The organism is Mesorhizobium sp. M0676, from assembly GCF_040320535.1.
Taxonomy (GTDB): Bacteria; Pseudomonadota; Alphaproteobacteria; order Rhizobiales; family Rhizobiaceae; genus Mesorhizobium.
Map to the genome: position 1 here is coordinate 188,345 of NZ_JAMYPU010000007.1, position 24,404 is coordinate 212,748.

The 24,404-nt window shown below is 63.6% G+C and carries 26 protein-coding genes and 1 tRNA gene; 17 read left to right on the forward strand and 10 right to left on the reverse strand.

Translation table 11 applies throughout. The features are described from left to right. Positions 1 to 18: 18 nt before the first annotated feature. The 3 genes from NKI35_RS10225 to hrcA form a co-directional block, all read right to left on the reverse strand. On the reverse strand, positions 19 to 1,368 hold the full coding sequence (locus NKI35_RS10225; RefSeq protein ID WP_352739837.1) for a PQQ-dependent sugar dehydrogenase: 1,350 nt from the start codon (positions 1,366 to 1,368) through the stop codon (positions 19 to 21). 109 nt (positions 1,369 to 1,477) lie between these two features. After that, positions 1,478 to 1,678: a hypothetical protein gene (locus NKI35_RS10230; RefSeq protein ID WP_023672050.1), complete on the reverse strand. Its 201-nt coding sequence runs from the start codon at positions 1,676 to 1,678 to the stop codon at positions 1,478 to 1,480. Between the two features lie 36 nt (positions 1,679 to 1,714). Next, positions 1,715 to 2,800, reverse strand: a complete 1,086-nt coding sequence (hrcA, locus tag NKI35_RS10235; protein WP_023681233.1) for a heat-inducible transcriptional repressor HrcA — start codon at positions 2,798 to 2,800, stop codon at positions 1,715 to 1,717. A gap of 155 nt (positions 2,801 to 2,955) precedes the next feature. On the opposite strand from hrcA, the gene rph reads away from it, so the two are divergent. The 4 genes from rph to hemW all read left to right on the forward strand — a co-directional run bounded on the left by rph (position 2,956) and on the right by hemW (position 6,077). After that, positions 2,956 to 3,672 (forward strand): ribonuclease PH, encoded by a 717-nt coding sequence (rph, locus tag NKI35_RS10240; RefSeq protein WP_023672052.1) that lies wholly within the window; start codon positions 2,956 to 2,958, stop codon positions 3,670 to 3,672. Between the two features lie 190 nt (positions 3,673 to 3,862). Further along, positions 3,863 to 4,273 (forward strand): VOC family protein, encoded by a 411-nt coding sequence (locus NKI35_RS10245; RefSeq protein WP_023698063.1) that lies wholly within the window; start codon positions 3,863 to 3,865, stop codon positions 4,271 to 4,273. Next, a complete protein-coding gene (gene rdgB / locus NKI35_RS10250; RefSeq protein ID WP_023698064.1) occupies positions 4,273 to 4,920 on the forward strand; it encodes an RdgB/HAM1 family non-canonical purine NTP pyrophosphatase in 648 nt (215 codons plus the stop codon). Before NKI35_RS10245 ends, rdgB begins: the two co-directional genes overlap by 1 nt. Beyond that, positions 4,920 to 6,077 carry a radical SAM family heme chaperone HemW gene (gene hemW / locus NKI35_RS10255; protein WP_352739840.1) on the forward strand — a complete coding sequence of 386 codons (1,158 nt, stop codon included), beginning with the start codon at positions 4,920 to 4,922 and terminating at the stop codon, positions 6,075 to 6,077. Before rdgB ends, hemW begins: the two co-directional genes overlap by 1 nt. Positions 6,078 to 6,101: 24 nt before the next feature. Here the strand turns inward: hemW and NKI35_RS10260 are convergent, their stop codons facing one another. Both NKI35_RS10260 and NKI35_RS10265 read right to left on the reverse strand, forming a co-directional pair. Beyond that, positions 6,102 to 6,290 (reverse strand): hypothetical protein, encoded by a 189-nt coding sequence (locus NKI35_RS10260; protein ID WP_023672058.1) that lies wholly within the window; start codon positions 6,288 to 6,290, stop codon positions 6,102 to 6,104. A 7-nt stretch (positions 6,291 to 6,297) separates the two neighbouring features. Next, positions 6,298 to 6,483 (reverse strand): hypothetical protein, encoded by a 186-nt coding sequence (locus NKI35_RS10265; RefSeq protein ID WP_023681229.1) that lies wholly within the window; start codon positions 6,481 to 6,483, stop codon positions 6,298 to 6,300. 171 nt (positions 6,484 to 6,654) lie between these two features. Here NKI35_RS10265 and rsmI point away from each other — a divergent pair, with 171 nt between their 5' ends. Both rsmI and NKI35_RS10275 read left to right on the forward strand, forming a co-directional pair. After that, the gene (gene rsmI, locus NKI35_RS10270) at positions 6,655 to 7,563 is read left to right on the forward strand and encodes a 16S rRNA (cytidine(1402)-2'-O)-methyltransferase (RefSeq protein WP_352739841.1); all 909 of its coding nucleotides are present in this window, start codon (positions 6,655 to 6,657) and stop codon (positions 7,561 to 7,563) included. Further along, positions 7,556 to 7,933 carry a YraN family protein gene (locus tag NKI35_RS10275; protein WP_023745884.1) on the forward strand — a complete coding sequence of 126 codons (378 nt, stop codon included), beginning with the start codon at positions 7,556 to 7,558 and terminating at the stop codon, positions 7,931 to 7,933. The genes rsmI and NKI35_RS10275 overlap by 8 nt, the downstream gene beginning before the upstream one ends. Before the next feature lie 176 nt (positions 7,934 to 8,109). Here NKI35_RS10275 and NKI35_RS10280 read toward each other — a convergent pair whose 3' ends face one another. Beyond that, positions 8,110 to 8,916, reverse strand: coding sequence for an undecaprenyl-diphosphate phosphatase (locus tag NKI35_RS10280; RefSeq protein ID WP_352739843.1), 807 nt, complete (start codon positions 8,914 to 8,916; stop codon positions 8,110 to 8,112). Between the two features lie 171 nt (positions 8,917 to 9,087). Between NKI35_RS10280 and NKI35_RS10285 the strand changes: the two genes are divergently transcribed. The 9 genes from NKI35_RS10285 to NKI35_RS10325 all read left to right on the forward strand — a co-directional run bounded on the left by NKI35_RS10285 (position 9,088) and on the right by NKI35_RS10325 (position 18,286). After that, complete coding sequence (locus tag NKI35_RS10285) at positions 9,088 to 9,780, forward strand: glutathione S-transferase family protein (RefSeq protein ID WP_023728745.1); 693 nt, start codon at positions 9,088 to 9,090, stop codon at positions 9,778 to 9,780. Then, positions 9,761 to 10,915, forward strand: coding sequence for a tRNA epoxyqueuosine(34) reductase QueG (queG, locus tag NKI35_RS10290; protein ID WP_352739845.1), 1,155 nt, complete (start codon positions 9,761 to 9,763; stop codon positions 10,913 to 10,915). Before NKI35_RS10285 ends, queG begins: the two co-directional genes overlap by 20 nt. Continuing rightward, entirely contained in the window at positions 10,912 to 12,012 is a 1,101-nt protein-coding gene (locus NKI35_RS10295) for an SDR family oxidoreductase (RefSeq protein ID WP_502897133.1), read from the forward strand. Before queG ends, NKI35_RS10295 begins: the two co-directional genes overlap by 4 nt. 46 nt (positions 12,013 to 12,058) lie before the next feature. After that, on the forward strand, positions 12,059 to 13,141 hold the full coding sequence (gene mepA / locus NKI35_RS10300) for a penicillin-insensitive murein endopeptidase (protein WP_373420153.1): 1,083 nt from the start codon (positions 12,059 to 12,061) through the stop codon (positions 13,139 to 13,141). Positions 13,142 to 13,278: 137 nt separating this feature from the next. After that, positions 13,279 to 14,298, forward strand: a complete 1,020-nt coding sequence (locus tag NKI35_RS10305) for a glucokinase (protein WP_352519098.1) — start codon at positions 13,279 to 13,281, stop codon at positions 14,296 to 14,298. 278 nt (positions 14,299 to 14,576) lie between these two features. Beyond that, on the forward strand, positions 14,577 to 16,436 hold the full coding sequence (locus NKI35_RS10310) for an ABC transporter ATP-binding protein (protein ID WP_352739849.1): 1,860 nt from the start codon (positions 14,577 to 14,579) through the stop codon (positions 16,434 to 16,436). Next, positions 16,433 to 17,254 (forward strand): 4-hydroxy-tetrahydrodipicolinate reductase, encoded by an 822-nt coding sequence (dapB, locus tag NKI35_RS10315; RefSeq protein WP_352739851.1) that lies wholly within the window; start codon positions 16,433 to 16,435, stop codon positions 17,252 to 17,254. Before NKI35_RS10310 ends, dapB begins: the two co-directional genes overlap by 4 nt. Before the next feature lie 27 nt (positions 17,255 to 17,281). Next, complete coding sequence (locus NKI35_RS10320; protein ID WP_023672068.1) at positions 17,282 to 17,902, forward strand: 2,3-bisphosphoglycerate-dependent phosphoglycerate mutase; 621 nt, start codon at positions 17,282 to 17,284, stop codon at positions 17,900 to 17,902. Between the two features lie 299 nt (positions 17,903 to 18,201). Next, a tRNA-Leu gene (locus tag NKI35_RS10325) sits at positions 18,202 to 18,286 on the forward strand. Positions 18,287 to 18,386: 100 nt separating this feature from the next. Here NKI35_RS10325 and NKI35_RS10330 read toward each other — a convergent pair. The 3 genes from NKI35_RS10330 to NKI35_RS10340 form a co-directional block, all read right to left on the reverse strand. Then, on the reverse strand, positions 18,387 to 18,731 hold the full coding sequence (locus NKI35_RS10330; protein ID WP_023672069.1) for a low affinity iron permease family protein: 345 nt from the start codon (positions 18,729 to 18,731) through the stop codon (positions 18,387 to 18,389). A 198-nt stretch (positions 18,732 to 18,929) separates the two neighbouring features. After that, on the reverse strand, positions 18,930 to 19,238 hold the full coding sequence (locus tag NKI35_RS10335) for a DUF1236 domain-containing protein (protein ID WP_023672071.1): 309 nt from the start codon (positions 19,236 to 19,238) through the stop codon (positions 18,930 to 18,932). Between the two features lie 48 nt (positions 19,239 to 19,286). Then, positions 19,287 to 19,517, reverse strand: a complete 231-nt coding sequence (locus NKI35_RS10340; RefSeq protein WP_033001362.1) for a hypothetical protein — start codon at positions 19,515 to 19,517, stop codon at positions 19,287 to 19,289. A 206-nt stretch (positions 19,518 to 19,723) separates the two neighbouring features. Between NKI35_RS10340 and NKI35_RS10345 the strand changes: the two genes are divergently transcribed. Continuing rightward, positions 19,724 to 20,023: a DUF1236 domain-containing protein gene (locus tag NKI35_RS10345; RefSeq protein WP_023681215.1), complete on the forward strand. Its 300-nt coding sequence runs from the start codon at positions 19,724 to 19,726 to the stop codon at positions 20,021 to 20,023. 47 nt (positions 20,024 to 20,070) lie between these two features. On the opposite strand, the gene NKI35_RS10350 is transcribed toward NKI35_RS10345, so the two are convergent. Continuing rightward, on the reverse strand, positions 20,071 to 20,805 hold the full coding sequence (locus tag NKI35_RS10350; RefSeq protein ID WP_196814851.1) for a hypothetical protein: 735 nt from the start codon (positions 20,803 to 20,805) through the stop codon (positions 20,071 to 20,073). A gap of 385 nt (positions 20,806 to 21,190) precedes the next feature. Here NKI35_RS10350 and NKI35_RS10355 point away from each other — a divergent pair, with 385 nt between their 5' ends. Beyond that, positions 21,191 to 24,382, forward strand: coding sequence for an amino acid permease (locus tag NKI35_RS10355; protein ID WP_352739853.1), 3,192 nt, complete (start codon positions 21,191 to 21,193; stop codon positions 24,380 to 24,382). Positions 24,383 to 24,404: the final 22 nt, after the last annotated feature.

A 24,404-nucleotide genomic window follows, 5' to 3' on the forward strand; every position in this document is an offset into this window, starting at 1 on the left:
GTTGCGCAGTTCGCCGGCTCAGGACGGGCCGTCGACATGGGTGATGCGCCAGATGGTGCCGTTGCCATCCTCGGTGACGATAAGCGCGCCGTCCTTGGCCACCGCGACGCCGACCGGCCGGCCCCAGACGGCGTCGTCGGAGAGGACGAAGCCGGTGATGAAATCCTGGTACTCGCCGGTCGGCTTGCCGTCGCTGAATCTCAGCCGCACCACCTTGTAGCCGGTCCTCATACCACGGTTCCAGGAGCCGTGCAGGGCGACGAAGGCGTCACCCTTGTACTCTGCCGGGAAATTGCCGCCGTCATAGAAGGCGACGTTGAGCGGCGCCGAATGCGCCTGCATCAGCACGTCGGGCACGGTGACGGAGCCGGCGAGGTCTGGGCGCGCGCCCTCGTGACGCGGGTCCTCGTTGGCGCCGATATAATACCAGGGCCAGCCATAGAAGGCGCCATCCTTGACTGAGGTGGCATATTCGAACGGCACATCGTCGCCGAGACCGTCGCGCTCGTTGACGACACACCACAGCGCGCCGGTGGCCGGTTGCACGGTCATGCCCGAACAATTGCGCAGGCCGGTAGCGAGGATGCGGCCATTCTTGCCGTCGGGGCCGAAGGCCAGCACGTCGGCACGGCCATCCTCGGAACCCCAGGTGGCGCCGAGTGGCTGTGATTTTGCCCAGGCGCCAAGGCCGCCCTTCGGTGCCTTCTGCATGCCCTCCGCGACGTTCGATCCGGAGCCGACCGAGAGATACAGCGTCTTCCCGTCCGGCGAGAAGGCGATATCGCGGGTCCAGTGGCCGCCGGTAGGGATGTCGGAGACAATCGTCTCCGGTTCGCCGGAGGCTTTAAGGTCGCCGTCGCGATAGGCGTAGCGGACCACGCTGTCGTTGTTGGCGACGTAGACCCATTGCGGCTTGTCGCCAGGCGGGTAGAAGGCGATGCCATAAGGCTGGTTGAGATTGTCGGCAAAAATGCCCTCTTCGGCCGGCTTCGCGCTACCCTTGGCCAGCCGATAGACGCGGATCTGGTTGGCGTCACTGTCGGCGACGAACAGGTCGCCGTTCGGCGCCACGCGCACGACCCGCGGATTGGAAATGCCGGAAGCAACCAGTTCGGCCGAAAACCCAGGCAGCAGGACGGGCTTCGCGCCCTCGGGCCGATCGCCAAGGCCGGCGCTGTTGGAGGCGGATTCGGTGATGTTGGGCTTTTGCAGATCATCCGGCTTGATCAGCCGGCGCACACCTGGCTTGTCAGCCGTCCAGTCGCCGAAAGCGTCTTTGCCGGTCAGCAGCGGTTGATCGGCCTCCTGGGCGAAGGCGCTGGTGGCCAGAAGCAGGGCAAGGCCTGCCAAGCCGGCAATCCGGATCATGCTGTTCTCCTCGAACTCGCGCCGGTCGGCGCGTCATGCACAAGGGAGATATTGTGCGGCCGCCGCAAAAGAGAAGCGTGCGCGCGCGCAGATTCGACGAGAGAACCGCTCAACTTTCCTCTTCGACGTCGAGATCGTCGTCGAGACGCTTTTCCAATGCGACGAGATCTTCCGGCAGCGGCAAGCCCATGGCGCGCATTTCGCGCAGTTTTTCGCGCAGCTGCTCCTGGATTTCGTGCTCGTCCTCCGGCTGGTTGACCATTTCTTCGAGCAGCATGCTGATCTGGGCCTTGAACGATTCAAGCGCCATTCTGCGCCCTCCTTTACGGTGATCCCGGCTTTCGAATTATCTTAACATCCGGGTAATCAATTGCGCAGTGTAGTCGACCATAGGCACGATGCGGGCATAATTCAGCCTGGTCGGGCCGATGACGCCGAGCGCGCCGACGACGCGGGCGTCCTTGTCGCGGTAAGGCGCCACGACCAGCGACGAGCCGGAGAGCGAGAACAGCTTGTTTTCCGAGCCGATGAAGATCCGCACGCCGGGGCCGTCCTCGGCGAGGTCGAGCAGCTGGATCAGCCCGTCCTGCGTCTCCAGATCCTCGAACAGGTGGCGCAGCAATTCGATATCGGCCTGGGCGGTGACGTTTTCGAGCAAATTGGCGCGGCCGCGCACGATAAGGCGCGCCGGCAGGCCGCTATCGGCGCCGGCCCACACCGCCAGGCCTTTCTCGACCAGATCCTGCGACAGCGTGTCCAGCGCTGCCCTGGTCTCGTCCTTGATGCGGGCGATCTCGATGCGCGCCTCGGCGAGCGTGCGGCCCCTGATATGGGCGTTGAGGAAGTTGGAGGCCTCGTGCAGCTGCGAGACGGTGATGCCGGCCGGCAGGTCGACGACGCGGTTCTCGACATCGCCATTCTGCGACACCATCACCGCCAGCGCCTTGGTCGGCTCGAGCTGGATGAACTCGATGTGCTTCAGCGCCACCTCGTTCTTGGTGGCGAGCACTAGGCCGGCGCCGCGCGACATGCCCGACAGCATCTGGCTGGCCTCGGTCAGCATGTGTTCCAGCGTCGCGCCCGAGCCGGAGGCGCGCACCTGCGCCTCGATGACCCGGCGTTCCTCGTCGGAGAGATCGCCAAGCTCCATGAAGGCATCGACGAAGAAGCGCAGGCCGGTCTGGGTCGGCAGGCGCCCGGCCGAGATGTGCGGGGCATAGATCAGGCCGAGATGCTCGAGGTCGCTCATCACGTTGCGGATGGTGGCCGGCGACAGCGACGACGGCAGGATGCGCGACAGGCTGCGCGATCCCACAGGCTCACCGTCCTTCAGATAGGATTCGACGATGCGCCGGAAAATGTCGCGCGAACGCATGTCGAGCGATTGCAGCGCGGGCGCCAGCAGACTGGGTTCGGTGACTGCCTTGGTCATTCGAGCCAAAAACCTCCGGCTCAAGGATATAGACTTCCATCGCCCCCGCGCAACCCGGCGTCTGTGCCAGATCGCCCGGCCTTTTCCTTTGCGCCATGGGCTGCATGCGTCTACAAGCCGCCGACGCAACCGTAAAAGAACAGAAAGAGGCCTCGATGCGCCCTTCCAAACGCCAAGCCGACGAAATGCGCGCCATCTCGTTCGAGCGCGGCGTCTCCAAACACGCCGAAGGCTCGTGCCTGGTGAAATTCGGCGACACGCATGTGTTGTGCACGGCAAGCCTGGAGGAAAAGGTGCCAGGCTGGATGCGCAATTCCGGCAAGGGCTGGGTGACGGCGGAATACGGCATGCTGCCGCGTTCGACCGGCGAGCGCATGCGCCGTGAAGCCTCGGCCGGCAAGCAAGGCGGCCGCACGCTGGAAATCCAGCGGCTGATCGGCCGCTCCTTGCGCGCCGTTGTCGACCTGCAGGCACTGGGCGAACAGCAGATCACCGTCGACTGCGACGTCATCCAGGCCGATGGCGGCACCCGCACGGCCTCGATCACCGGCGGCTGGGTGGCGCTCTACGATTGCCTGCGCTGGATGGAAGCGCGGCAGATGGCCAGTGTTGCCAAGGTGCTGAAGGACCATGTCGCGGCAATTTCCTGCGGCATCCATGACGGCCAGCCGGTCATCGACCTCGACTATATCGAGGATTCATCTGCCGGCACCGACGCCAATTTCGTCATGACCGGCAAGGGCGGCATCGTCGAGATCCAGGGCACCGCCGAGGGCGAGCCGTTCTCGGAAGGGCAGTTCGCGGAGCTGATGGGCCTGGCAAAGAAGGGCATTCAGCGGCTGGTGAGCTTGCAGCAGATGGCTGTGGCCTGATTGAATTTAACGTGATGACGTCGGCGATCCTTCACACCCCCCTCTGGCCTGCCGGCCATCTCCCCCGCAAGGGGGGAGATCAGAGGTCGCTACCGTTTTCGCCAACCATCAACGTTGAGACGCCGCCAGCGGAACTGCCAATCTCCCCCCTTGCGGGGGAGATGCCCGGCAGGGCAGAGGGGGGTGCCTGATGCAACCCTCCGCTATTCTTGAGTCAGCGCTTTACGTCACGGATCTCGCCGCTGCCGAAGCCTTCTACTCCAACGTCCTCGGCCTCCCTCTCCTCGGCAAGGTCGACGGCCGCCATCTCTTCTTCCGCTGCGGCCCGGGCGTGCTGCTGGTCTTCAACGCCGAAGCCACCAAAATCCCGCCGGCGCCCGATGCGCGGCTGAAAGTGCCGCCACATGGCACGGTCGGCGAGGGCCATCTCTGCTTTGCCGCAAGTGCGGATGAACTCGCACAGTGGAAGGCGCAACTTGAGGCGAAAAACATCGCCATCGAAAGCGAATTCGAATGGCCGCAGGGCGGGCGCTCGATCTACATACGCGACCCCTCGGGCAATTCGATCGAATTCGCCGAGCCAAGGATCTGGGGCCTTTGATGCATTCTCTCGATGGAAAGAAGATCGTCGTTGCCAGCCACAATGAAGGCAAGCTGCGCGAATTCGCCGACTTGATGGGTCCGTTCGGCTTCGAGGCGAAGTCGGCCAAGGACTACGGCCTGCCGGAACCGGAGGAGACCGGCACCACCTTCGAGGAAAACGCCTACATCAAGGCCTTCGCCGCGGCTAAGGCGACCGGCCTGCCGGCGCTGTCGGACGATTCGGGCCTGTGCGTCGACGCGCTCGACGGCGCTCCCGGCGTCTACACCGCCAATTGGGCCGAAGCTCCCGATGGCAGCCGCGACTTCGGCATGGCCATGCAGCGCACCGAAGTGGCCTTGCAGGAGGTCGGCGCCGCCGAGCCAGCGCAGCGCAAGGGGCGGTTCGTCGCCGTCATCTGCCTGGCCTTCCCCAATGGCGAGGCTGAATATTATCGCGGCGAGGCTGAGGGAACGCTGGTGTGGCCGCCGCGCGGCGAACTCGGCTTCGGCTACGACCCGGTGTTTTTGCCCGACGGTTTCGAAAAGACGTTCGGCGAGATGAGCGCTGAGGAAAAACACGGCTGGAAGCCCGGTCAGCCGACGTCGCTGTCGCACCGCGCCCGCGCCTTCCAGAAATTCGCCCGCGCCAGGTTAGGCTCAGCTTAATGTCGCTGGACCGCAGCCCGGGCTTCGGCGTCTACATCCACTGGCCGTTCTGCGCGGCCAAATGCCCGTATTGCGACTTCAACAGCCATGTCCGTCACCAGCCGGTCGACCAGGAGCGCTTTGCCCGCGCCTTCGAGACCGAGCTGAAGACGATGCGCGAGCGGACCGGGGCGCGCGAGGTGACCAGCATCTTTCTCGGCGGCGGCACACCGTCGCTGATGCAGCCGCAGACGGTGGCGGCGGTGCTGGACGCCGTGGCGAAGAACTGGACGGTGCCCGACGGCATCGAGGTGACGCTGGAGGCCAATCCATCCTCGGTCGAGGCCGAGCGCTTTCGCGGCTACCGAGCCGCCGGCGTCAACCGCGTCTCGCTCGGCGTGCAGGCGCTGAACGACAAGGATCTGCGCTTTCTCGGCCGACTGCACAATGTCGACGAGGCGCTGCATGCCATCGGGCTGGCACGGGACATATTCCCAAGACTCTCCTTCGACCTGATCTACGCCCGCCCCCGCCAGACGCTGGACGACTGGCAGGCGGAGCTCGAACAGGCGATCGGCCATGCCGCCGACCATCTGTCGCTCTACCAGCTGACCATCGAGGAAGGCACGCCGTTCCATGCGCTGCATGCGGCGCACAAGTTTACCGTTCCCGACAATGATCGGGCCGCCGATCTCTATGCGCTGACTCAGGAGGTCACCGCGGCGCATGGCCTGCCGGCCTATGAGATTTCCAACCACGCCAGGCCGGGCGCCGAGAGCCGGCACAATCTGACCTATTGGCGGTATGGCGAATATGTCGGCGTCGGACCGGGCGCGCATGGCCGCTTTATCGAGAACGGCCACCGTGTTGTGACGATCGCCGAGCGGATGCCGGAGACCTGGGCCAATCTGGTGGAGGCCAGGGGCCATGGCGTCACCGGCGGCGAGATCCTGACGCGCTCCGAAGAGGCCGACGAGTTCCTGCTGATGGGGCTGAGGTTGGCCGAAGGCATCGACCTTTCCCGCTACGAGGCGTTTTCCGGGCGCGGCCTGTCGAGCGCCCGGCTGACCGTGCTGCAGGATGAGGGGCTGGTGGCGCCGATCGGCAATGCCAGGCTACGCGCCACGCCAGCCGGCATGATCGTGCTCGATGCCGTGGTGGCGGATTTGGCGCGATAACGCCTTTGAAAAACGTGCTCTTCGTCAAGCGTCGTGCTTGAAGCGGCGCTTGCCGCGGTGTTTCTCGGCATGCGCCTCTCCGGTCCGGGCCGGCTTGGCGTCGCTCTTGTCCCGGCGGACGCTGTTCTGGTCGTTCATCGGATGCGGCGGCGCGCCTTCGCGGGCGCTCTTCGTTTCAAGACGGGTGATGAAGATATCGAAACGATTGGGCATCGTACGGTCAGTGCTCCGTCGTGCTGTCCGGTTTGTTGTCCGAAAGCCTGACATTCGTCGGCAAGGCGGTGGCCGCCCGACTGGTCAGGCCGGTGTCGCTCTCGGCGAGCGCACGCTTGCCCTTTGGCGCGGGCACGCGGTTGCGCCCGGCATAGTAGGGCTCGAAAACATCCTGCAATTCCAGGCTGTCCATCCTGTCCTCCTCCTCAAGAGATTCAGGTATTCAATCCGCCAGCCACGCTTTCGTTCCCCACTGTGGCAAAGACATGGCCGCCGGTTACATCGGCGTCAGGTTTGGCCCGACGTTCGGGAGTTTTGCAACCCGGCGCGCGCCATGCCAAACAGGGCGAAATGGAGAGACCCGGTGACCGGCGAGAAACGCAGCTATGTGATCGGGCAGACCGAGACCGCAGTCCGGCCGCTGGCGCCGGCGCTGTATCTGGTGGCGACGCCGATCGGCAATCTCTCCGACATCACGCTGCGCGCGCTGGAAACGCTGGCGGCCGCCGACGTCGTCGCCTGCGAGGACACCCGCGTCTCGCGCGTGCTGCTCGACCGCTACGGCATCCGCCGCCGCACCACGGCCTATCATGAACACAATGCCGGCGAGGCCGGACCGAAGCTGATCGCGGCACTCGAGGCCGGGCAGAGCGTGGCGCTGATTTCGGATGCCGGCACGCCGCTGATCTCCGACCCAGGCTACCGGCTGGTCGGCGAAGCGCTGGAGCGCGGCCTGCGCGTGGTGCCGATCCCCGGCCCATCGGCGCCGCTGGCGGCGCTGACGGCGTCGGGCCTGCCGTCCGACGCCTTCCTGTTTGCGGGGTTTCTGCCGGTGAAATCTGGGCAGCGGCTGACAAAGCTCGAAACGTTCAGGGCGGTGCCGGCAACGCTGATCTTCTTCGAGTCGCCACGCCGGCTGGCCGATACGCTGCTTGCGATGGTCGAGGCGCTGGGTGGTGGGCGCAAGGCCGCCATCGGCCGCGAGCTGACCAAGACTTTTGAAGAGATGCGGACGGGAACGCTGCAGGCGCTGGCCGACCACTATGCGGCGGCTGACACGCCGAAGGGCGAGATCGTCATCTGCGTCGGGCCCGCCGAGATCAAGGCCGGCCAACCCGCCGACATCGACAGGCTGCTGCTGTCGCTGGCCGCCGAAATGCCGGCGTCCAAGGCGGCGGCGGAAGCGGCGAAGATGACAGGCGGGCAGAAGCAGTCGCTCTACCGCCGGCTGCTGGAACTCAGGGATGCGGTTGGAGAAGGCGAAGGTGGCTGAGCGCCCGGCCGCCAGCCGCCAAAAAGCCTATCGGCGCGGCCATCGCGGCGAGTGGCTGGCGGCAGCGGCGCTGATGCTGAAAGGTTATCGCATCCTCGCCCGCCGGCATCGCACCCGCTTCGGCGAGATCGACCTGATCGCCAGGCGCGGCGACCTGGTGCTGTTCGTCGAGGTCAAGGCGCGGCGCACGCTGATGGAAGCGATGGAGGCGATCGGCCACGAATCGGAGCGCCGCATCGAAGGCGCCGCCGACATCTGGCTGTCGCGGCAGCCGGACTACGGCAGATTGTCGATGCGCTTCGACATGATTGCGGTGCTGCCCTGGCGCTGGCCGGTGCATGTCGAGAACGCGTTTTATGGGAGGAGTTAGCGGCCTTTACCCTCCCCCTTGTGGGGAGGGTCGGTGAGCAAGCGACGCGAAGCGTCGTTGGCGAAACGGGGCGGGGGTGTGGCGCCCCCACCCCGATCCGCTTTGCGGATCGACTGACCGGGGCGAGCCGCCTGTCTCGCCCGTCCTTCGGACCCCCACAAGGGGGAGGGTAAAGCTCACCCCCAGATCATCAACGCCACCAGCCCGACGCCACCCACGACCAGGCGCCACCAGCCGAACAGCGAATAGCCGTTGCGCGAGACGTAATCGAGCAGGAAGCGGACGACGATCAGCGCGGTAAGGAAGGCGGCGATGAAGCCGATAGCGATGATCGGCAGGTCGGCGCTGCTCAGCACGTTGCGGTTCTTGAACAGATCGAAGGCGAAGGCGCCGACCATGGTCGGGATGGCGAGGAAGAAGGAGAATTCCGCCGCCGCGCGCTTGTCGACGCCCAGCAGCAGCGCGCCGACGATGGTCGAACCGGAGCGCGACGTGCCGGGGATCAGCGACAGGCACTGGAACAGGCCGATCTGCAAATAAAGCCTTGTCGGGAAGCGCTCGACGTCACGGTAGACCGGCTGCAGCTTCATGCGGTCGACTACCAACAGCACGACGCCGCCGATGATCAGCATGATGCAGATCAGCCTTGGCGATTCGAACAGCACCGTCTTGATGAAATCATGCGCCAGCGCGCCGATGATGGCGGCCGGCAGAAAGGCAATCAGGATGCCGATGACGAAATGCCGCGTCAGCCGGTCATGCGGCAGGTCGAGCAGCATCTGCCACAGGCGGCGGAAATAGACGCTGAGGATCGCCAGGATGGCGCCCAGCTGGATCAGGATCTCGAACGCCTTGCCGGTGGAATGGAAGCCGAGGAAATGGCCGGCGAGCAGGATATGGCCGGTCGAGGAGACCGGGATGAACTCGGTCAGCCCCTCCAGCAGGCCGAGCAGCAGGGCTTCGACAATGGTATGGCTATCCATATGGCAACCTCGGCATTCAAGGGACGGAAGGAAACGGCTGGCAAAAGGGCTTGCTTGTCACGGCGCGGAAGTCCCCCTATAGGTCGCAGCACCGTGACGGCCGCATGACGGGCCGCCAAGACTTACCGGTGCGGACGGCGATTCGCCAGTGCGCCTTAATATCGCGGAATCATGCTGACGCTTTTCCATCACCCGATGTTCGCCACCTGCCGCTTCGTGCGCCTCGCCTTCGGCGAATATGGCGAGGAGCTGGCGCTGATCGAGGAAAAACCGTGGACGCGGCGCAAGGAGTTTCTGGCGCTGAACCCAGCCGGCACCTTGCCTATCCTGCTGGCCGAAGGCGACGTGCCGATCGTCGGCGCCATGGTGATCGCTGAATATCTCGACGAAACACGTGGTGTCCTGAAGCGCGACAAGCGCCTGTTTGCCGAAGACCCGATGCAGCGCGCCGAAATCCGCCGCCTGACCGACTGGTATCTCAACAAGGCCGAAGGCGAAGTGACCCGGCATCTGGTGCGCGAGCGCGTGCTGAAGCCGGTGATGCCGGAAACGGCGGGCGGCGGCTCCCCCGATTCGGCGGCGATCCGCGCAGCGCGCGCCAACATTCGCCAGCACATGAAATACACCAACTGGCTGGCCGGCACCCGTCATTGGCTGGCCGGCAGCAAGGTCACCTATGCCGACCTGGCGGCGGCCGCGACGCTGTCGGTGCTGGATTATCTCGGCGAGATCGACTGGCGCGAGCATGCCGCGGCGCGCGAATGGTACACGCGGGTGAAATCGCGGCCGTCGTTCCGGCCGCTGCTCTCCGACCGGGTTCGCGGCCTGTCGCCGGTTTCGCATTATGCGGACCTCGACTTCTAGAAGCCAAACCCTGCGCGCGCTGATCGACGCCGAGGCGCGGCGCGCCGGCTTCGATGCGGTTGCCGTCACCACGCCCGATGCGATCCCGCTGGCGCCGGCCAGATTGGCCGAATTCGTCGCCGATGGTTTTCACGGTTCGATGGCTTGGATTGCGGAGACGCTCCAACGCCGCAGCGAGCCTTCGACGCTGTGGCCCGAGGTGCGCTCGATCATCGTGCTGGCAATGAATTACGGCCCCGACCACGATCCGCGTGCGCTGCAGGCAAGGCGCGATCTCGGCGCGATCTCGGTCTATGCGCAAAACCGCGACTATCACGAAGTGATGAAGGGCCGGCTGAAGGAGATCGCCGGCAAGATCGTCGCGCGGGCCGGCGGCGACGTGAAGGTTTTCGTCGATACGGCGCCCGTGATGGAAAAGCCGCTGGCTGAGGCCGCCGGGCTCGGCTGGCAAGGCAAGCACACCAATCTGGTCAGCCGCGAGCACGGCTCCTGGCTGTTTCTCGGAACTATCTTCACCACAGCGGAGCTCACGCCAGATGCGACCGAGGTAGACCATTGCGGTTCCTGCCGCGCCTGTCTCGACGCCTGCCCGACCGACGCCTTTCCGGCGCCCTATCGGCTCGATGCCAGGCGCTGCATCTCCTACCTGACCATCGAGAACAAGGGGCCCATCCCGCAAGAATTCCGCGAAAAGATCGGCAACCGCATCTATGGCTGCGACGATTGTCTCGCCGCCTGCCCGTGGAACAAGTTTGCCCGCGCCGCTTCGGAAGCCAAGCTTGCTGCCCGCGACGAACTGCGCGAGCCGCCGCTGGGCGAGCTGTTGCAGCTGGACGACACGGCGTTCCGGACCTTTTTCTCCGGCTCGCCGATCAAGCGCATCGGCCGCGATCGCTTTGTCCGCAACGTGCTGGTTGCCGCCGGCAATTCCGGCGATACTTTCCTGGCTGACCCTGTCCACACCCTCCTTGGCGACGCCTCGCCGCTGGTGCGCGGCGCGGCGATCTGGGCGCTGGCGCGGCTGGTGCCGGCCGCCGAATTCAACAGGCAGGCGGCGATCTACTCGAACACTGAAACCGACACGACAGTGCGGGGCGAATGGCTGTCCGCATTGCCAATTGAGGCGCACGCATGAGCGAAAAACAGGTTTTTATCTTCGGCGCCGGCTATTCGGGCAAAGCCTTTGCACGGGCCAATGCGGGCTGGCACGGTTTGCGCACTACGAATACCCCCACCCCTAACCCCTCCCCACAAGGGGGAGGGGAACTCGCGGAAGCGCCTACATTGGCAGACCCAGCGACTGGGATCGGTAAGAGCGCGCGGCAGCGTTTCCTCCCCCTTGTAGGGAGGGGTAGGGTGGGGGTCCCTCTTCACACGAATCTCATTTTTGGCACCACGCGCTCATCGGAAAAATTCGACGCGCTGCGGCAGGCCGGCATCGCGCCGCTGCTGTTCGACGGCGCCCTGGCCCCTGAAATCGGCGATGCGCTGGAAAAGACCACCCATCTCGTCGTCTCCGTGGCACCGGAGGAGGCCGGCGACCCTGTGCTTCTCGCCGCGCGCAAGGCGATCGAGGCGATGCCGGCGCTTCGCTGGATCGGCTATCTCTCGACCGTCGGCGTCTATGGCAATTATGACGGCGCCTGGGTCGATGAAACGGCCGAGTGCCGGCCGGTGTCGAAACGCTCGTCGATGCGAGTGGCGGCCGAGCGGGACTGGCTGCAGCTTGGCCTCGAGACCGGCAAGCCGGTGGCGATCCTGCGGCTTTCCGGCATTTATGGGCCGGGACGCAACGCGCTGGTCAATCTGGAAAACGGCACGGCCAGGCGGCTGGTCAAGCCCGACCAGGTGTTCAACCGCATCCATTGCGACGATATCGCCGGTGCGCTCTGGCACCTCATCGGCGGCAATAGAGGCGGCATTTTCAACGTCACCGATGACGAGCCGGCGCCGCCGCAGGATGTCGTCACCTATGCCGCTTCGCTGATGGGCGTCGAGCCGCCGCCGGAGATTCCTTTCGAGACCGCCCAACTTTCGCCCATGGCGCGGTCCTTCTATGGCGAGAACAAGCGCGTCGCCAACGCCGCGATCAAGGCAGCGGGCTACCGGTTCCGCTATCCGGACTACCGCCAGGCGTTCGATCGGATGTGGGCCGACGGCAGCTGGCGCGACGGCGAGCCGCGCAGCCCGATGAAGGTTGATAATCGAAACGCGAGCCCGAGGGTGATATGATTCGATTGTGTTGCGGACTTTTGCAGTGGGGTTCATGACGATTTCGATGCGATCCTTGACCGGCAGACGGCCGTTCCTGACGGCGGCGCTGGCGATCGTGGCGCTGGCCGGGCTGGTGGCGGGCGCAATCACGGCCGAGCCACGGGCAAAAGACCTGTTCGGCGCCAAGAAGCTGCCGGCGGTGGCTGCGGCGCAATCCTTCGGCTTCTATTCAAAGGGCTGCTTCACCGGCGGCGTCGCCATTCCGATGGACGGCCAGAACTGGGAGGTGATGCGTCCCTCGCGCAACCGGCGCTGGGGTCATCCAACGATGATTGCGCTGATCGAGAAGCTGTCGCGCGATGCCGCCGCCGACGGCTGGCCGGGGCTTCTGATCGGCGACATTTCGCAGCCGCGCGGCGGCCCGATGCTGACCGGGCACGCCTCGCACCAGATCGGCCTCGACGCCGACATCTGGCTGACGCCGATGCCCGACCGCAAGCTTACGACCCAGGAGCGCGAAAACATCAGCGCCACGCTGATGGTCGACGACAAGACGCATCTGGTGAAGGACAGGCTGTGGAAGCCGATACATACCAAGCTGTTGAAGCGCGCCGCGAGCTATCCGGAAGTCGAGCGCATCCTGGTCAATCCAGGCATCAAGAAGAAGCTGTGCGACACCGTCACCGGCGACCGTACCTGGCTGAGAAAAATCCGGCCGTTCTGGGGCCATGACTATCATTTCCACATCCGCATCGGCTGCCAGCCGGGTTCGCCCAACTGCAAGGGACAGGAAGCGACGCCCGACGATGACGGCTGCGGCAAGCCGCTGGCCTGGTGGTTTACCGAGGAGCCGTGGCGCCCCAACAAGAACCCGGATGCGCCCAAGGCGCGCGACCTGATGACGATGGCGAACCTGCCGAAACAATGCCAGTTCGTGCTTGACCAGCCCGACGCGGACTCGGCCGAAGCCGTCACCTATCGCGGCGGCGGCGTGCCGATCGCCGCCAGGGCGCCGGAACCCGACGCGCCTCCGCCTATTGCGGGCAATGCGGGCGGCTTGCCAAACGCAGCCAACGCCTTCACCGCCACGCCGGAGATCGGCATTCCCCTGCCAAGGCGACGGCCGCCGGCAAACGTCGGACAGTGATGGCGAACTGACGCTTTCCCTTTCCGGGGCCATGCGCTAGTCAATCGATTGAACACCGGGCGATTGAACACCGGGCGATTGAAAAACCGGGCGATTGAAACGGTCGCAACGGCGCCGCAAAGGGGACGAGCAAGAGCATGTCAGGCGACGACGACACCGCGTTGCGGTTTCCAGTGCTGATCGGCGACATCGGCGGCACCAATGCGCGCTTTTCGATCGTGCTCGACGCAAATTCGGAAGCCGGTGAGCCGCATATCGTGCAAACCGCCAATTTCGCCACCATAGACGAGGCGATCCAGGCGGCGGTGCTCGACCGATCGTCCATCCGGCCGAATTCGGCAGTGCTGGCGATCGCCGGACCAGTCGATGGCGACGAGATCCCGCTTACCAACTGTCCCTGGGTGGTGAAGCCGAAGCAGATGTTTGCCAATCTGGGCCTGGGCGACATCGTCGTGCTCAACGATTTCGAGGCGCAGGCGCTGGCCGTCGTGGCGCTCGGCGAAGAGCATATGGAAAAGATCGGCGGCGGCACGCCGGAGGAGAATGCCGGACGCGTCGTGCTCGGCCCCGGCACCGGCCTCGGCGTCGCCGGGTTGGTTCATGCCCTCCACCACTGGATCCCGGTGCCTGGCGAAGGCGGCCATATGGATATCGGTCCGCGGACGCCGCGCGATTTCGAGGTGTTCCCGCATATCGAAAAGCTGGACGGCCGCATTTCGGGCGAGCAGATCCTGTGCGGGCGCGGTCTGGTCAATGTCTACCGGGCGGTCGCCAAGGCCGACGGCAAGCCGGCGCCGTTCACCACGCCGGCCGAAATCACCGGGGCGGCGCTGGCCAAGACCGACCCGGTTGCCGAGGAAGCGCTGGCGCTGTTCGTCACCTGCCTCGGCCGCACCGCCGGCGACCTCGCGCTGGTGTTCATGAGCCGCGGCGGCGTGTTTTTGACCGGCGGCATCGCGCAAAAGATCGTTCCGGCACTGAAGGAAGGCAGTTTCCGTGCCGCCTTCGAGGACAAAGCGCCGCACAGCGCGCTGATGGCCTCGATGCCGGTCTATGTCATCACCCACCCGCTGGCAGCGCTTCTGGGCCTTGCCGCCTATGCCCGCAACCCGTCGCTGTTCGGCGTCCAGACCGCGGGGCGGCGCTGGCGCACGTAATCCATTTCGTCCCGAACATGGGTCTGTTCCTGGAAATGGCTGCCGCTTTCGTGACCCTGACCTCGAGCCGCGACGAAGTTTCGCCATAGGCAAGCCGTAGCCGGGGCGCTAAGAGGGGGCCGAATTCCAGCCTGGCATCCCTAGATGCCGGTTGATTTCAGATCGAATCGACCTGAAATCATCCGGCTCTAAATCAAAGAGATAGAGCATGATGTCGTCCGAAAACCGCTTCACACTTCTCGGCATCATGCTCTAGCAAACCACGAAGCGCCCGCGATTTGACCGCTCAAAGTCCACTCAAACTGAAAGTCCAGCCAGCTGAGGTCACTGCGGTGCTGCGCCGCATCCTGGCCGAAAACGGTAGTGAATATCGCTGGACCTATGTCGTTGCCGTCGGCTGCCTGCTGATTGTTTCGGCCACCACCGCCTTCACGGCGTGGATCATGGCCCCGATGATCAACGAGATCTTCTACGAACGACGCGGCGACATGATCGTCTGGATCTGCGCCGGGTTCATGGCCGCCTCCGTGCTGCGCGGCTTCGCCGGTTACGGCCAGGCGGTCGCGTTGGCCAAGATCGGCAACAATCTGGTCGCCCGCTACCAGAAGCGCAGCTTCGACCATCTGATGAAGCTCGGCGTCGACTTCTTCAACGATACGCGTTCCGGTCGGCTGGCGGCACAGGTCAACGAGAATGTCGGCGGCGTTCGCGATCTGCTGTCGCTGACGCTGACCTCCATCAGCCGCGACGCGGTCTCGCTGATCGCCCTCGTCGGCGTCATGATCTACCAGGATCCGGTGTTGTCGCTCAGCTCGCTGCTGATCGGGCCGCCGCTGATCTGGGCCGTCGTCTACATCACCCGCCGATTGCGGCGCATCAACCGGGAATCGGTGCTGATCAACTCGCGGCTGAACGGGTCCGTGCAGGAGGCCACCCAAGGCATTGCCATCGTCAAGGCCTTCACCCTGGAAGCAGAGCTGGCGCGCCGGATCGGCATCATGGCCGATACGGCCGAGCAGCGTAACAACAAGATCGCCCGGGTCGCGGAGCGGCTGTCGCCGATTTCCGAGATTTTGGGCGGTCTCGCCATTACCTTCGTCCTTGCCTATTCCGGCTACCGGGCGCTGGTGCTCGGACAACCACCAGGCGCTGTGTTTTCCTTCATCACCGCGCTGATCATGGCCTACGATCCGGCACGGCGCCTGGCTCGTACGCAGGTCGGTATGGAACGTGCCCTGGTCAACGCCCGGATGATTTACGAGCTGCTCGACCTGGAGCCTAAACAGGGCGATGCGCCCGACGCGGTCGAAGCCAGGATCACCACCGGCGAGGTTCGCTTCGACAATGTGACGTTCGGCTACAGCGCCGACATGCCGGTGATCAGGAACCTGAGTTTCACCGCCGCGGCCGGCAAGGTTACCGCGGTGGTCGGGGCCTCGGGCGCCGGCAAGACGACGCTCGTGGCGCTGCTGCAGCGCTTCTACGATGTCGACAAGGGTTCGATCGAGATCGATGGCCAGGACATTTCCAAAGTCACCAAGCACTCGCTGCGCGGCTCGATCGCCTATGTCTCGCAGGCGCCCTATCTGTTCGAAGGCAGCATACGCGACAACATCCGTTTTGGCCGACTTTCGGCGACCGACGCCGAGATCGAGCGGGCGGCGGTGCTGGCGGCGGCCGACGAGTTCATCCGTCAGCAGCCGCAGGGCTACGACACGCCCGTCGGCGAGGGCGGCTCGACACTTTCCGGCGGCCAGCGCCAGCGCGTCTCGATTGCGCGGGCGATCGTGCGCAACGCGCCGATCCTTTTGCTCGACGAAGCGACCTCGGCGCTCGACAACGAGGCCGAGGCGCGAGTCCAGGAGGCGCTGACCCATGTGATGGAAGGGCGCACCACCATCGTGATAGCGCATCGCCTGTCGACGGTCGTCAACGCCGACCACATTATCGTGCTTGAAGAGGGGCGCCTGGTCGAGGAAGGCACCCATGCCGCACTGATGGCCGATCCAAACAGTGTCTACGCCCGCTTCCACCGCATTCAAGGTAAGAACGGACTGGGGCTTGTCGACGACTCGAAGCCCGTCCAAACTCCGGTCCGGCGCAGCCGCGCCAAGAAGGCGGTGGGGAGAACAGCATGAGCGAATCCGGCGAAATGGGCCTGGTGGTGGTGGGGGCGGCCGGCCGCATGGGCCAGACGCTGATCCGCGCCATCCATTCGATCCCCGGCGCCCGCGTCGTCGGCGCGGTCGAACGAACCGGATCGCCCTATCTCGGCAGGGATGCGGGCGAGCTTGCCGGCATCGGCATCATCAATGTGACGATCGGCGACGATCCGCTGCCGGTGTTCGCCAAGGCCGACGGCGTGCTCGATTTCACCATGCCGGCAGCCACCGTCGAATTCGCAGGCTATGCCGCGCAGGCACGCATTGCCCATGTCATCGGCACCACCGGCTGCTCGGCGGAAGACGACGCCAGGATCGAGGCCGCGGCGCGCCACGCGACGATCGTCAAATCCGGCAATATGAGCCTCGGCGTCAATCTTCTGGCGGTGCTGGTCGAGCAGGCCGCGCGCGCGCTCGGTCCAGAGGATTTCGACATCGAGATCCTCGAAATGCATCACAAGCACAAGGTCGACGCGCCGTCGGGCACCGCCTTGCTGCTCGGCGAAGCGGCGGCGGCGGGACGCGGCATTTCCCTTGCCGGCAACGATGTGCGGTCACGCGACGGCCATACCGGCGTGCGCAAGCCAGGAACGATCGGCTTTGCCAGCTTGCGCGGCGGCTCGGTGGTCGGCGACCACAGCGTCATCCTGGCCGGAACCGGCGAGCGCATCACGCTGTCGCACCATGCCGAGGACCGCGCCATCTTTGCCCGCGGCGCGGTCAAGGCCGCGCTCTGGGCGCGCGGTAAAAAGCCCGGATTTTATTCCATGCGGGACGTGCTCGGCTTGAGCTAAACTATCCATAATTTTGAAGGAGCAAACATGTCGGGAACTCTCGTGCTCGTGCGCCACGGCCAGAGCGAATGGAACCTGAAGAACCTGTTCACCGGCTGGCGCGATGTCGACCTGACTGAGCAGGGCCACAAGGAGGCCAAGGAAGCCGGCCAGAAGCTCAAGGCGCGCGGCTTGAAGTTCGACATCGCCTTCACCTCGGCGCTGATCCGGGCGCAGAAGACCTGCCAGCACATTCTAGACGCCGTCGGCCAGAGCGATTTGAAGACGATCCGGGATCAGGCGCTGAACGAGCGCGACTATGGCGACCTCTCCGGCCTCAACAAGGACGACGCGCGCCAGAAGTGGGGCGAGGAGCAGGTGCATATCTGGCGCCGCTCCTACGACGTGCCGCCGCCCGGCGGCGAAAGCCTGAAGGACACCGGCGCCCGCGTCTGGCCCTATTACCTGCACGACATGCAGTCGCATGTTCTGAAAGGCGGCACCGTGCTGGTCGCCGCGCATGGCAATTCGCTGCGCGCACTGATCATGGCGCTGGACGGCAAGAGCGGCGAGGAGATCGTCAAGCTCGAGCTCGGCACCGGCGTGCCGGTGATCTACAAGCTCAACGCCGATTCCACCGTGGCGTCGAAGGACGTGCTGGAGGGGTGAGGTTTTCGGCCAACGCATTCGCCAAGTCGGCGCTGCCCCTCATTGCCCTGCCGGGCATTTCTCCCCGTATAGTGACGGGGAGAAAGGGCTGGCCGCAGCCTCGGCGCTCTTCTTGTGACGCAGGTGACCGGCGAAAATCATCGATGAGAGCGCCCCTCTCCCCGTCACTGTACGGGGAGAGGATGCCGGCAGGCAGGTGAGGGGCGGCGCTGACCCCTGGGAAACTAAGCCGGCAGGCAGCGGCCCTCGAAAAAGCGCGTTGACACATATCGTTTGCCCGCTTACATGAGCCCGCACCAGCCCAGATGGCGGAATTGGTAGACGCGCACGGTTCAGGTCCGTGTTCCGCAAGGAGTGGAGGTTCGAGTCCTCTTCTGGGCACCAAATTCCCGTTTCGGATAAATCCGAAATGATTTAGATGCGAAGCAAAAGCCCGGTTTCCCGGGCTTTTTTGCTGATGGATGACAGATAGTCCAGCGGAGGGTCAATGCGGCGGGCGAACCGCTTTCATTGCTTCTTCTTCGAGTGTCTGGAGCTTCTCCCGAATCTCCTCCGGCTCGGCATGCTCCAAGCCGACGACATCGTTTCTGGTCTCATTCAGCGAAACGATAATCTCATCAAGCTTGGCGTGAATGGCGGCCGTGTCGCGGTAACCCTGGATCAGCACAACGCCGGTGATCACGATGGCCGCTACCGACAATGCGTAGGTGACCACATTCGTCAGGCCGAATGGCACCAACGCAGTACAGAGCAGCATGGCTACAAGAAGGACATAGAAGCCCGGTGGCCGGGATAGAAAGTCGCCCATCACAAACAGGAAGCGATTCATATCCAGGCCGCGGTCAAAAATGCCACGAGTGCGGTGACGGCTACGCAAATTGGAATTGCCGCGAGTAAGGCAGCTTCCAGGACCCAAGTTTCCTTGTCGCTAAACATCAGACATCCTCCCGTTGAGAAAAGGCTGCCCGTAGACTTTCACAGGGTAGCCACAGCCCGCCGCTCCAGACCGGAGCGGCGGGCTCGCGCGTTATTCGATGATCTGCACGACCTTGCGCGTGTCGGGATCGACGAGAACCGCATGATCTCCGACAACCGTATACTTGTAGCGGACATCCGGAACGTCGATTGCGTGGAGCTCGACAGTGTCTGGAAGTGCCGTGCCGACATTGAGTTCGACGCCGAGCAAACTGACTGATGCCAGCTTTTGCTTATGGATATATTCGCGAACGACCGTCTGTTGTTCGGGCTTGAGAACAATGACGTCCTCGGCAAACGAGGTGCCGATGCCCGCCATAAGGACGAGGGCGCCGGCGGCGCTGACGAAATATCTGGTCATGGGAATTTCCTTTTCATAGGTCAGTTCGGAAGCGTGGATGCGAGCAGATCAGCCGCCACTCGCAGGGGCTGGGGCAGGTGCCGCAGGCTTCGCGGGTGCAGCCGGAGCTTCCACCTTTGGCGCTTCAACCTTGACGTTGATATCCTTGCCGCCGTCGCCGCGGATATTGATGACGCCGGTAAAAATAAGCAACACTACGACCGCAATAAGTGCAAGAACAACAGCAATCGCAGTGCCGCCGCCACCCCCAGAATTAACAACAGTTGGGCCGTCTGCCATGTGTTCCTCTCCTGTTTTATTTAGTTGCATTTGGGAAACGCCTGCCCCGCTTGAACGTTCCGCCTCGGGACTTGGGTCTTAGCTGATATCCGACTTTGGTCTGGTTCGCCGCGGACTGAAGTCACAGGAACAATCTGGCTGATCTCAAGTTCGGTCCCTCGGCGAACAGGCGTGGTGCCGTCGCCGGATTACGCGAGGAGAAAACCATGAAAATCCACTTTGCAAGTGCCGCTGCAGGCTTGTTGCTTTTGGCTGGGGTCGGCGCCGCCGCAGCTCAGGATGTCGTCATCACACCGGAGCAGGATACGGTCGTCCGCGAATACGTAAAAAAGCAGCCGCTGGCTTCGGTGAAGATCCCGGGCGTGGAGCTGAACGTCGGCAGTGCCTTGCCTGATACGGTCGAGCTGCACGAAGTTCCCAACGTCAAATACCGCTACGTCGTGGTCGACAACCGCACCGTCCTGGTCGATCCCAGCACCCGGAAAATTGTGAAGGTCTACGACTGATCGAATAGCTGCCGCCCGCCGCCGGCCATGGCGGCGGGCAGCGGATTTCACATTGCGCTCCAGGATGATCGAAGATGATCGATGACGTCGAGACATCGCCAGCCCTTGATACCCGCTTGGGTTCTCTCAGGGCGAGAATGCGCGATGCGCGCATAACAGAGGCCGACATGAAGACCTTTCAGAAAGTCGCATCCATCATGGTTGGCGGCAGTGGCCGCATCAGTGGCGATGACCTGATTGCAGCGTCGTTCGTCCTCGAGGACCAGCCGGAAGGCTTGTGAGGCGGAGTACTCACGTGTGCAGGCTCCCGCAACGCTGATCCCAAGTGTTCTGGTGCTGAACACATTCCTGCTACGGGCCGGCGTCGAAGGCGTGCCCGCTGGCGAGGTCGCGTCGTGCTCAAGCATCGTCCAGAACACCATGTCGCCGCATGTGACGATACTCGGCCATGCTAGCCGATGCGGGCGCCATAGAAAATCACCGCGGCCGGCAGAACCGGGCAGGCCGGTCCAGAGCGTCGCCACGCCTATGGTCAGAAATGTCACCGAGGCCAGTTTGGTGCAGATCGGATGATGGTAGCGAGCGATCGCCATATCGACCGTACGGGCGCCGGCCTGGGAAGGACCCACCAGCGCGCCGAGGCCGACCGCCGCGCCCAGCGTGGTCGGCGCGCTGTTTGCCCTGCAACGCAGGGCTATGGGCGTGCTCGCACAAGTTAGCTCCAGCTTGAGGCACGGCGTGAAGTCTCGGTCTTTGCCCGCGATGGCGAGGTACGAAGTCAAAAGCGGTCAATGTGATTAGCGATCTACAGTCGATTTCAGCCGCCTTCGGATGATAGCGCCGCAATCACGAGATTTGTCGATAATAATCGATATTAGGCTGTATTCGCGACTATTCGATCGCTCTTCCATAGTGGGCGATAGATAAAATTGAAAATGACATCCCAGATCTGAGGAGATCAAGGCCTTGGGGCCGGCATCAGCATGATTGAACCGCAGCCACCGCAAGTTGACAGTGATCATCAGGCGGATCTGGTTTGGTAGGAAGTCTTAATATGTCTCGCCTAAGGTCCAACTTTGACTTGGGAGCGCGACGTTCGACAGACATATCTCCGCAGGTTACATTCGCCAGTCAGACAGCGCTCCGCACTCGAATGGATGTCTCTGAATGCCGGGCCTCACGCCTTCACGACCGCACCCGAGAACCTTGGGATGGATGGGCACGACAGCGCTCGCCATGGGTGGCAGCAATCAAAGCCTGTTTCTGATTGCCGCCCTTTTTGTCGGCCAGGGGAATATTCCCGGTCAAGGAAGCGCTGCGGTTCCTTTGCTCGTTGTTGGTCTGCTTCTAAGCTGGGCCGCCGCGCCTGCGTGGACCGAATTGGTTCTCATGTGGCCAAACCGCGTCGGCGGTATCTCTGCAGCGTGCGCCGAAGCCTTCCGACCTTACAGTCCCGTTCTCTCGGCTCTGACGGGCACCTGCTATTGGTGGGGTTGGGTGCCGACCTGCGGACTGACAGCGGTTCTTTCAGCGTCTGCAATACAGCAATGGTACCTGCCGGGCCTCCCCGTGGAGGCGGTCGCCTGCGGGCTCATCGCATTCTTTACGGCGGTCAACCTGTGTGGAATCAAGTGGGTGGTCCAACTGGCGATCCCGATCGCCACTGCCTCCGCGACGCTTGCGTTTCTCTCATCCCTCGTCCCGGTCATCAGTGGCTCGGTCGACTGGCGGCAGGCGACGGATTTTGCCCTGACCAGCCCGTTTACCGGCCTGTTCGGCGACATCACGTCGGTGATGGCGGGACTGTACCTGATCGGGTTTGCCGCACCGGCATTTGAGGCTGCAGCCTGCCATGTTGGCGAAACCATCGATCCCAACCGCAACATTCCTCTGGCGATGTGGGCCAGCGCCGCAATGGCCGGCGTCTATTTCCTGGTCCTGCCGGTTGTCTGGCTGGGTGTGCTCGGGCCGGAGCCGCTCGGCACCGACCTCGCCATAGCTCTTGGGCCTACCTTTGCGCCCTTGTTGGGGAGTTTCGGCAAGGCGGCCGCCATCTGGCTCATCATGCTGAACATGTTCCATGGAACGTTGCAGCCATTGGCAGGCGCCGCGCGGACCCTTGCGCAGCTGAGCGAAGACGGCCTGCTGCCGAGCTTCCTGGCCAGGCGCACCTCAACAGATTGTCCCTGGGCGGCAACGCTGCTCACAGCTGCCGCGGCAATCGGCTTCATGCTGTGCGGGTATCCGCTCTGGATGATCGCCGCGGCCAATTTCACGTACCTGATCAGCATCTGCATGCCAAACATCGCAGTCTGGCTCTTGCGCCGTGACAGTCCCGAAGCCGAGCGACCCTTCCGGGCTCCCAGGGGAACGATCATCCTTGGCGTAGGCGCGGCTGCAATATGGCTGTTGACTGCCATACTGGGATTTCAGCAATTTGGCCTTCCTACCGTCCTGTTCGGTCTGGCTTTGGCATATTCGGGTGCTGCGCTCTACGCCTGGCGCACGATGGAGGATCGATACGCACTCGGTCTACCCTTGCTGCCACATACGCTTCACCTGAAGCTTACCGGAGCCATGCTTTTTGTGCTCGTGCTTGACGGTGCCGGCTATTTCCTGGCGATCGGCAGCGTTCCCCAAGGCGACACTTCATTGGTCGCCGCGCTGGAGGACATTTTTGTCGTTGTCGCGCTGCTGACCATCAGCGTTGGCCTGATCTTGCCGGGAATGATCACCCATTCGGCAACCGAGGTGAGCAACGCGGCAAAGCGTCTGACATCCGGAACGCTGAAGGATTTCTCTCTTGCCATGGTCGCCCTGGGGCGGGGAGACCTCGCTGCGGCGCACGCCTCCGTGAACATCATGCCGGTTACCGTAAACTCTCGTGACGAACTTGGAGAAATGGCCGAAAGCTTCAACCTGCTCCAGGACAAGGTGAGGGAAGCCGCCCACGGCCTGGACGACGCGCGCGAGAACATGAACGTAGCGCGCAGCGAACTGATGGCACGGCACGAGGAAATCGCGCATCTCGCGCACCACGATCCGCTTACCGGGCTGGCGAACCGAGCCGCGCTTGCAGCACACCTGGCCACGACGCTCGAGCGTGCAAAAGCAACGCACGCCAGCTTTGCCGTCTTCAGCATCGACCTTGACCATTTTAAAGAGGCGAACGACGTTTTCGGGCACGCCGCCGGCGACGATCTGCTTTGCACCATCTCCTGGCGTCTCCAAACTGCGGCGCCTGAGGCCTTTATCGCGCGCATGGGCGGCGACGAATTCACGGTTGTCCTGGCCATGGATGACCGGTCCGCGAGTGCCAAGGACGTTGCGGACCGTCTGTTCGAATCGGCGGCAGGCAAATTCGAGATCCGGGGCCAGCACATTTCGATCGGGGTGAGCATCGGGGCGGCGATCTATCCGAAAGACGGAGAGAATGCAGCGGCGCTGATGGCAAATGCCGACGCAGCGCTCTACCGGGCCAAGGCGGACGGCCGTCGAATGGTGCAATTCTTCGATCCTGAGATGGATAAGCGGCTAAGAGAGCGCTACGCCTTGCAGCGAGATTTGCGCTCTGCGGTCGCCCATGGCGAACTTGTGCTTCATTATCAGCCGCAAGCCAGGATGGACGGCGAAATCTTCGGCTTCGAGGCACTCGCCCGATGGCACCATCCAAAGCATGGGCTCATCTCCCCAAACGCGTTTGTCTCGCTTGCCGAACAGGATGGCACGATCGTTGAGATAGGTGAATGGACGCTCAGGCAGGCGTGCAGAGACGCGGCCTCCTGGCCCTCACCGCTGCAGATCGCCGTCAACCTCTCTCCCGTGCAATTCCGTTTCGGGGACCTGGTAGGCCTCGTTCATTCTATCCTCTACGAGACCGGCCTTGCTCCGGGGCGGCTGGAACTGGAAATCACGGAAGGGGTTCTCATCCGCGACCGGGCAACTGCCTTGTCGGTTTTGCGGAGGTTGAAGGCGTTGGGCGTCAGGGTCTCGATGGATGATTTTGGCACGGGGTATGCCTCACTGTCCTCGTTGCAGGCGTTTCCCTTCGACAAGATCAAGATCGATCGCAGTTTTGTTTCGGGTGTCGGCTCGAATGTCCAATCGGCCGCCATCGTGCGCACGATACTCAGCCTGGGGAATGCGCTGGCCTTGCCTGTCATCGCGGAGGGTGTCGAAACAGAGGACGAGCGTGCCTTCCTGATGAAGGAAGGATGCCCCGAAATCCAAGGATATCTGGTAGGGCGCCCGCATCCGATAGCGCTCTACAAAAATGTGACGAATGGGATTTCGCCAGGATCTGCCTTCGCGGAGCCCAAGGATACCACCGCACCCCAGGCGCTTGGCGTAACGCGATAGCCCGGCGCCGACCGTCGGCGCG

What these genes read in the sequence shown, in the direction of transcription:
- NKI35_RS10305 (WP_352519098.1), top strand. Translation starts at nt 13,279, where the DNA reads ATGTCAGGCGACGACGACACCGCGTTGCGGTTTCCAGTGCTGATCGGC.
- NKI35_RS10265 (WP_023681229.1), bottom strand. Translation starts at nt 6,483, where the DNA reads ATGGACAGCCTGGAATTGCAGGATGTTTTCGAGCCCTACTATGCCGGG.
- hrcA (WP_023681233.1), bottom strand. Translation starts at nt 2,800, where the DNA reads ATGACCAAGGCAGTCACCGAACCCAGTCTGCTGGCGCCCGCGCTGCAA.
- mepA (WP_373420153.1), top strand. Translation starts at nt 12,059, where the DNA reads ATGCGATCCTTGACCGGCAGACGGCCGTTCCTGACGGCGGCGCTGGCG.
- NKI35_RS10260 (WP_023672058.1), bottom strand. Translation starts at nt 6,290, where the DNA reads ATGCCCAATCGTTTCGATATCTTCATCACCCGTCTTGAAACGAAGAGC.
- NKI35_RS10355 (WP_352739853.1), top strand. Translation starts at nt 21,191, where the DNA reads ATGCCGGGCCTCACGCCTTCACGACCGCACCCGAGAACCTTGGGATGG.
- NKI35_RS10340 (WP_033001362.1), bottom strand. Translation starts at nt 19,517, where the DNA reads ATGGCAGACGGCCCAACTGTTGTTAATTCTGGGGGTGGCGGCGGCACT.
- NKI35_RS10295 (WP_502897133.1), top strand. Translation starts at nt 10,912, where the DNA reads ATGAGCGAAAAACAGGTTTTTATCTTCGGCGCCGGCTATTCGGGCAAA.
- rdgB (WP_023698064.1), top strand. Translation starts at nt 4,273, where the DNA reads ATGCATTCTCTCGATGGAAAGAAGATCGTCGTTGCCAGCCACAATGAA.
- NKI35_RS10330 (WP_023672069.1), bottom strand. Translation starts at nt 18,731, where the DNA reads ATGAATCGCTTCCTGTTTGTGATGGGCGACTTTCTATCCCGGCCACCG.
- NKI35_RS10320 (WP_023672068.1), top strand. Translation starts at nt 17,282, where the DNA reads ATGTCGGGAACTCTCGTGCTCGTGCGCCACGGCCAGAGCGAATGGAAC.
- NKI35_RS10280 (WP_352739843.1), bottom strand. Translation starts at nt 8,916, where the DNA reads ATGGATAGCCATACCATTGTCGAAGCCCTGCTGCTCGGCCTGCTGGAG.
- dapB (WP_352739851.1), top strand. Translation starts at nt 16,433, where the DNA reads ATGAGCGAATCCGGCGAAATGGGCCTGGTGGTGGTGGGGGCGGCCGGC.
- NKI35_RS10245 (WP_023698063.1), top strand. Translation starts at nt 3,863, where the DNA reads ATGCAACCCTCCGCTATTCTTGAGTCAGCGCTTTACGTCACGGATCTC.
- NKI35_RS10345 (WP_023681215.1), top strand. Translation starts at nt 19,724, where the DNA reads ATGAAAATCCACTTTGCAAGTGCCGCTGCAGGCTTGTTGCTTTTGGCT.
- queG (WP_352739845.1), top strand. Translation starts at nt 9,761, where the DNA reads ATGCGGACCTCGACTTCTAGAAGCCAAACCCTGCGCGCGCTGATCGAC.
- NKI35_RS10335 (WP_023672071.1), bottom strand. Translation starts at nt 19,238, where the DNA reads ATGACCAGATATTTCGTCAGCGCCGCCGGCGCCCTCGTCCTTATGGCG.
- NKI35_RS10225 (WP_352739837.1), bottom strand. Translation starts at nt 1,368, where the DNA reads ATGATCCGGATTGCCGGCTTGGCAGGCCTTGCCCTGCTTCTGGCCACC.
- NKI35_RS10285 (WP_023728745.1), top strand. Translation starts at nt 9,088, where the DNA reads ATGCTGACGCTTTTCCATCACCCGATGTTCGCCACCTGCCGCTTCGTG.
- hemW (WP_352739840.1), top strand. Translation starts at nt 4,920, where the DNA reads ATGTCGCTGGACCGCAGCCCGGGCTTCGGCGTCTACATCCACTGGCCG.
- NKI35_RS10230 (WP_023672050.1), bottom strand. Translation starts at nt 1,678, where the DNA reads ATGGCGCTTGAATCGTTCAAGGCCCAGATCAGCATGCTGCTCGAAGAA.
- rph (WP_023672052.1), top strand. Translation starts at nt 2,956, where the DNA reads ATGCGCCCTTCCAAACGCCAAGCCGACGAAATGCGCGCCATCTCGTTC.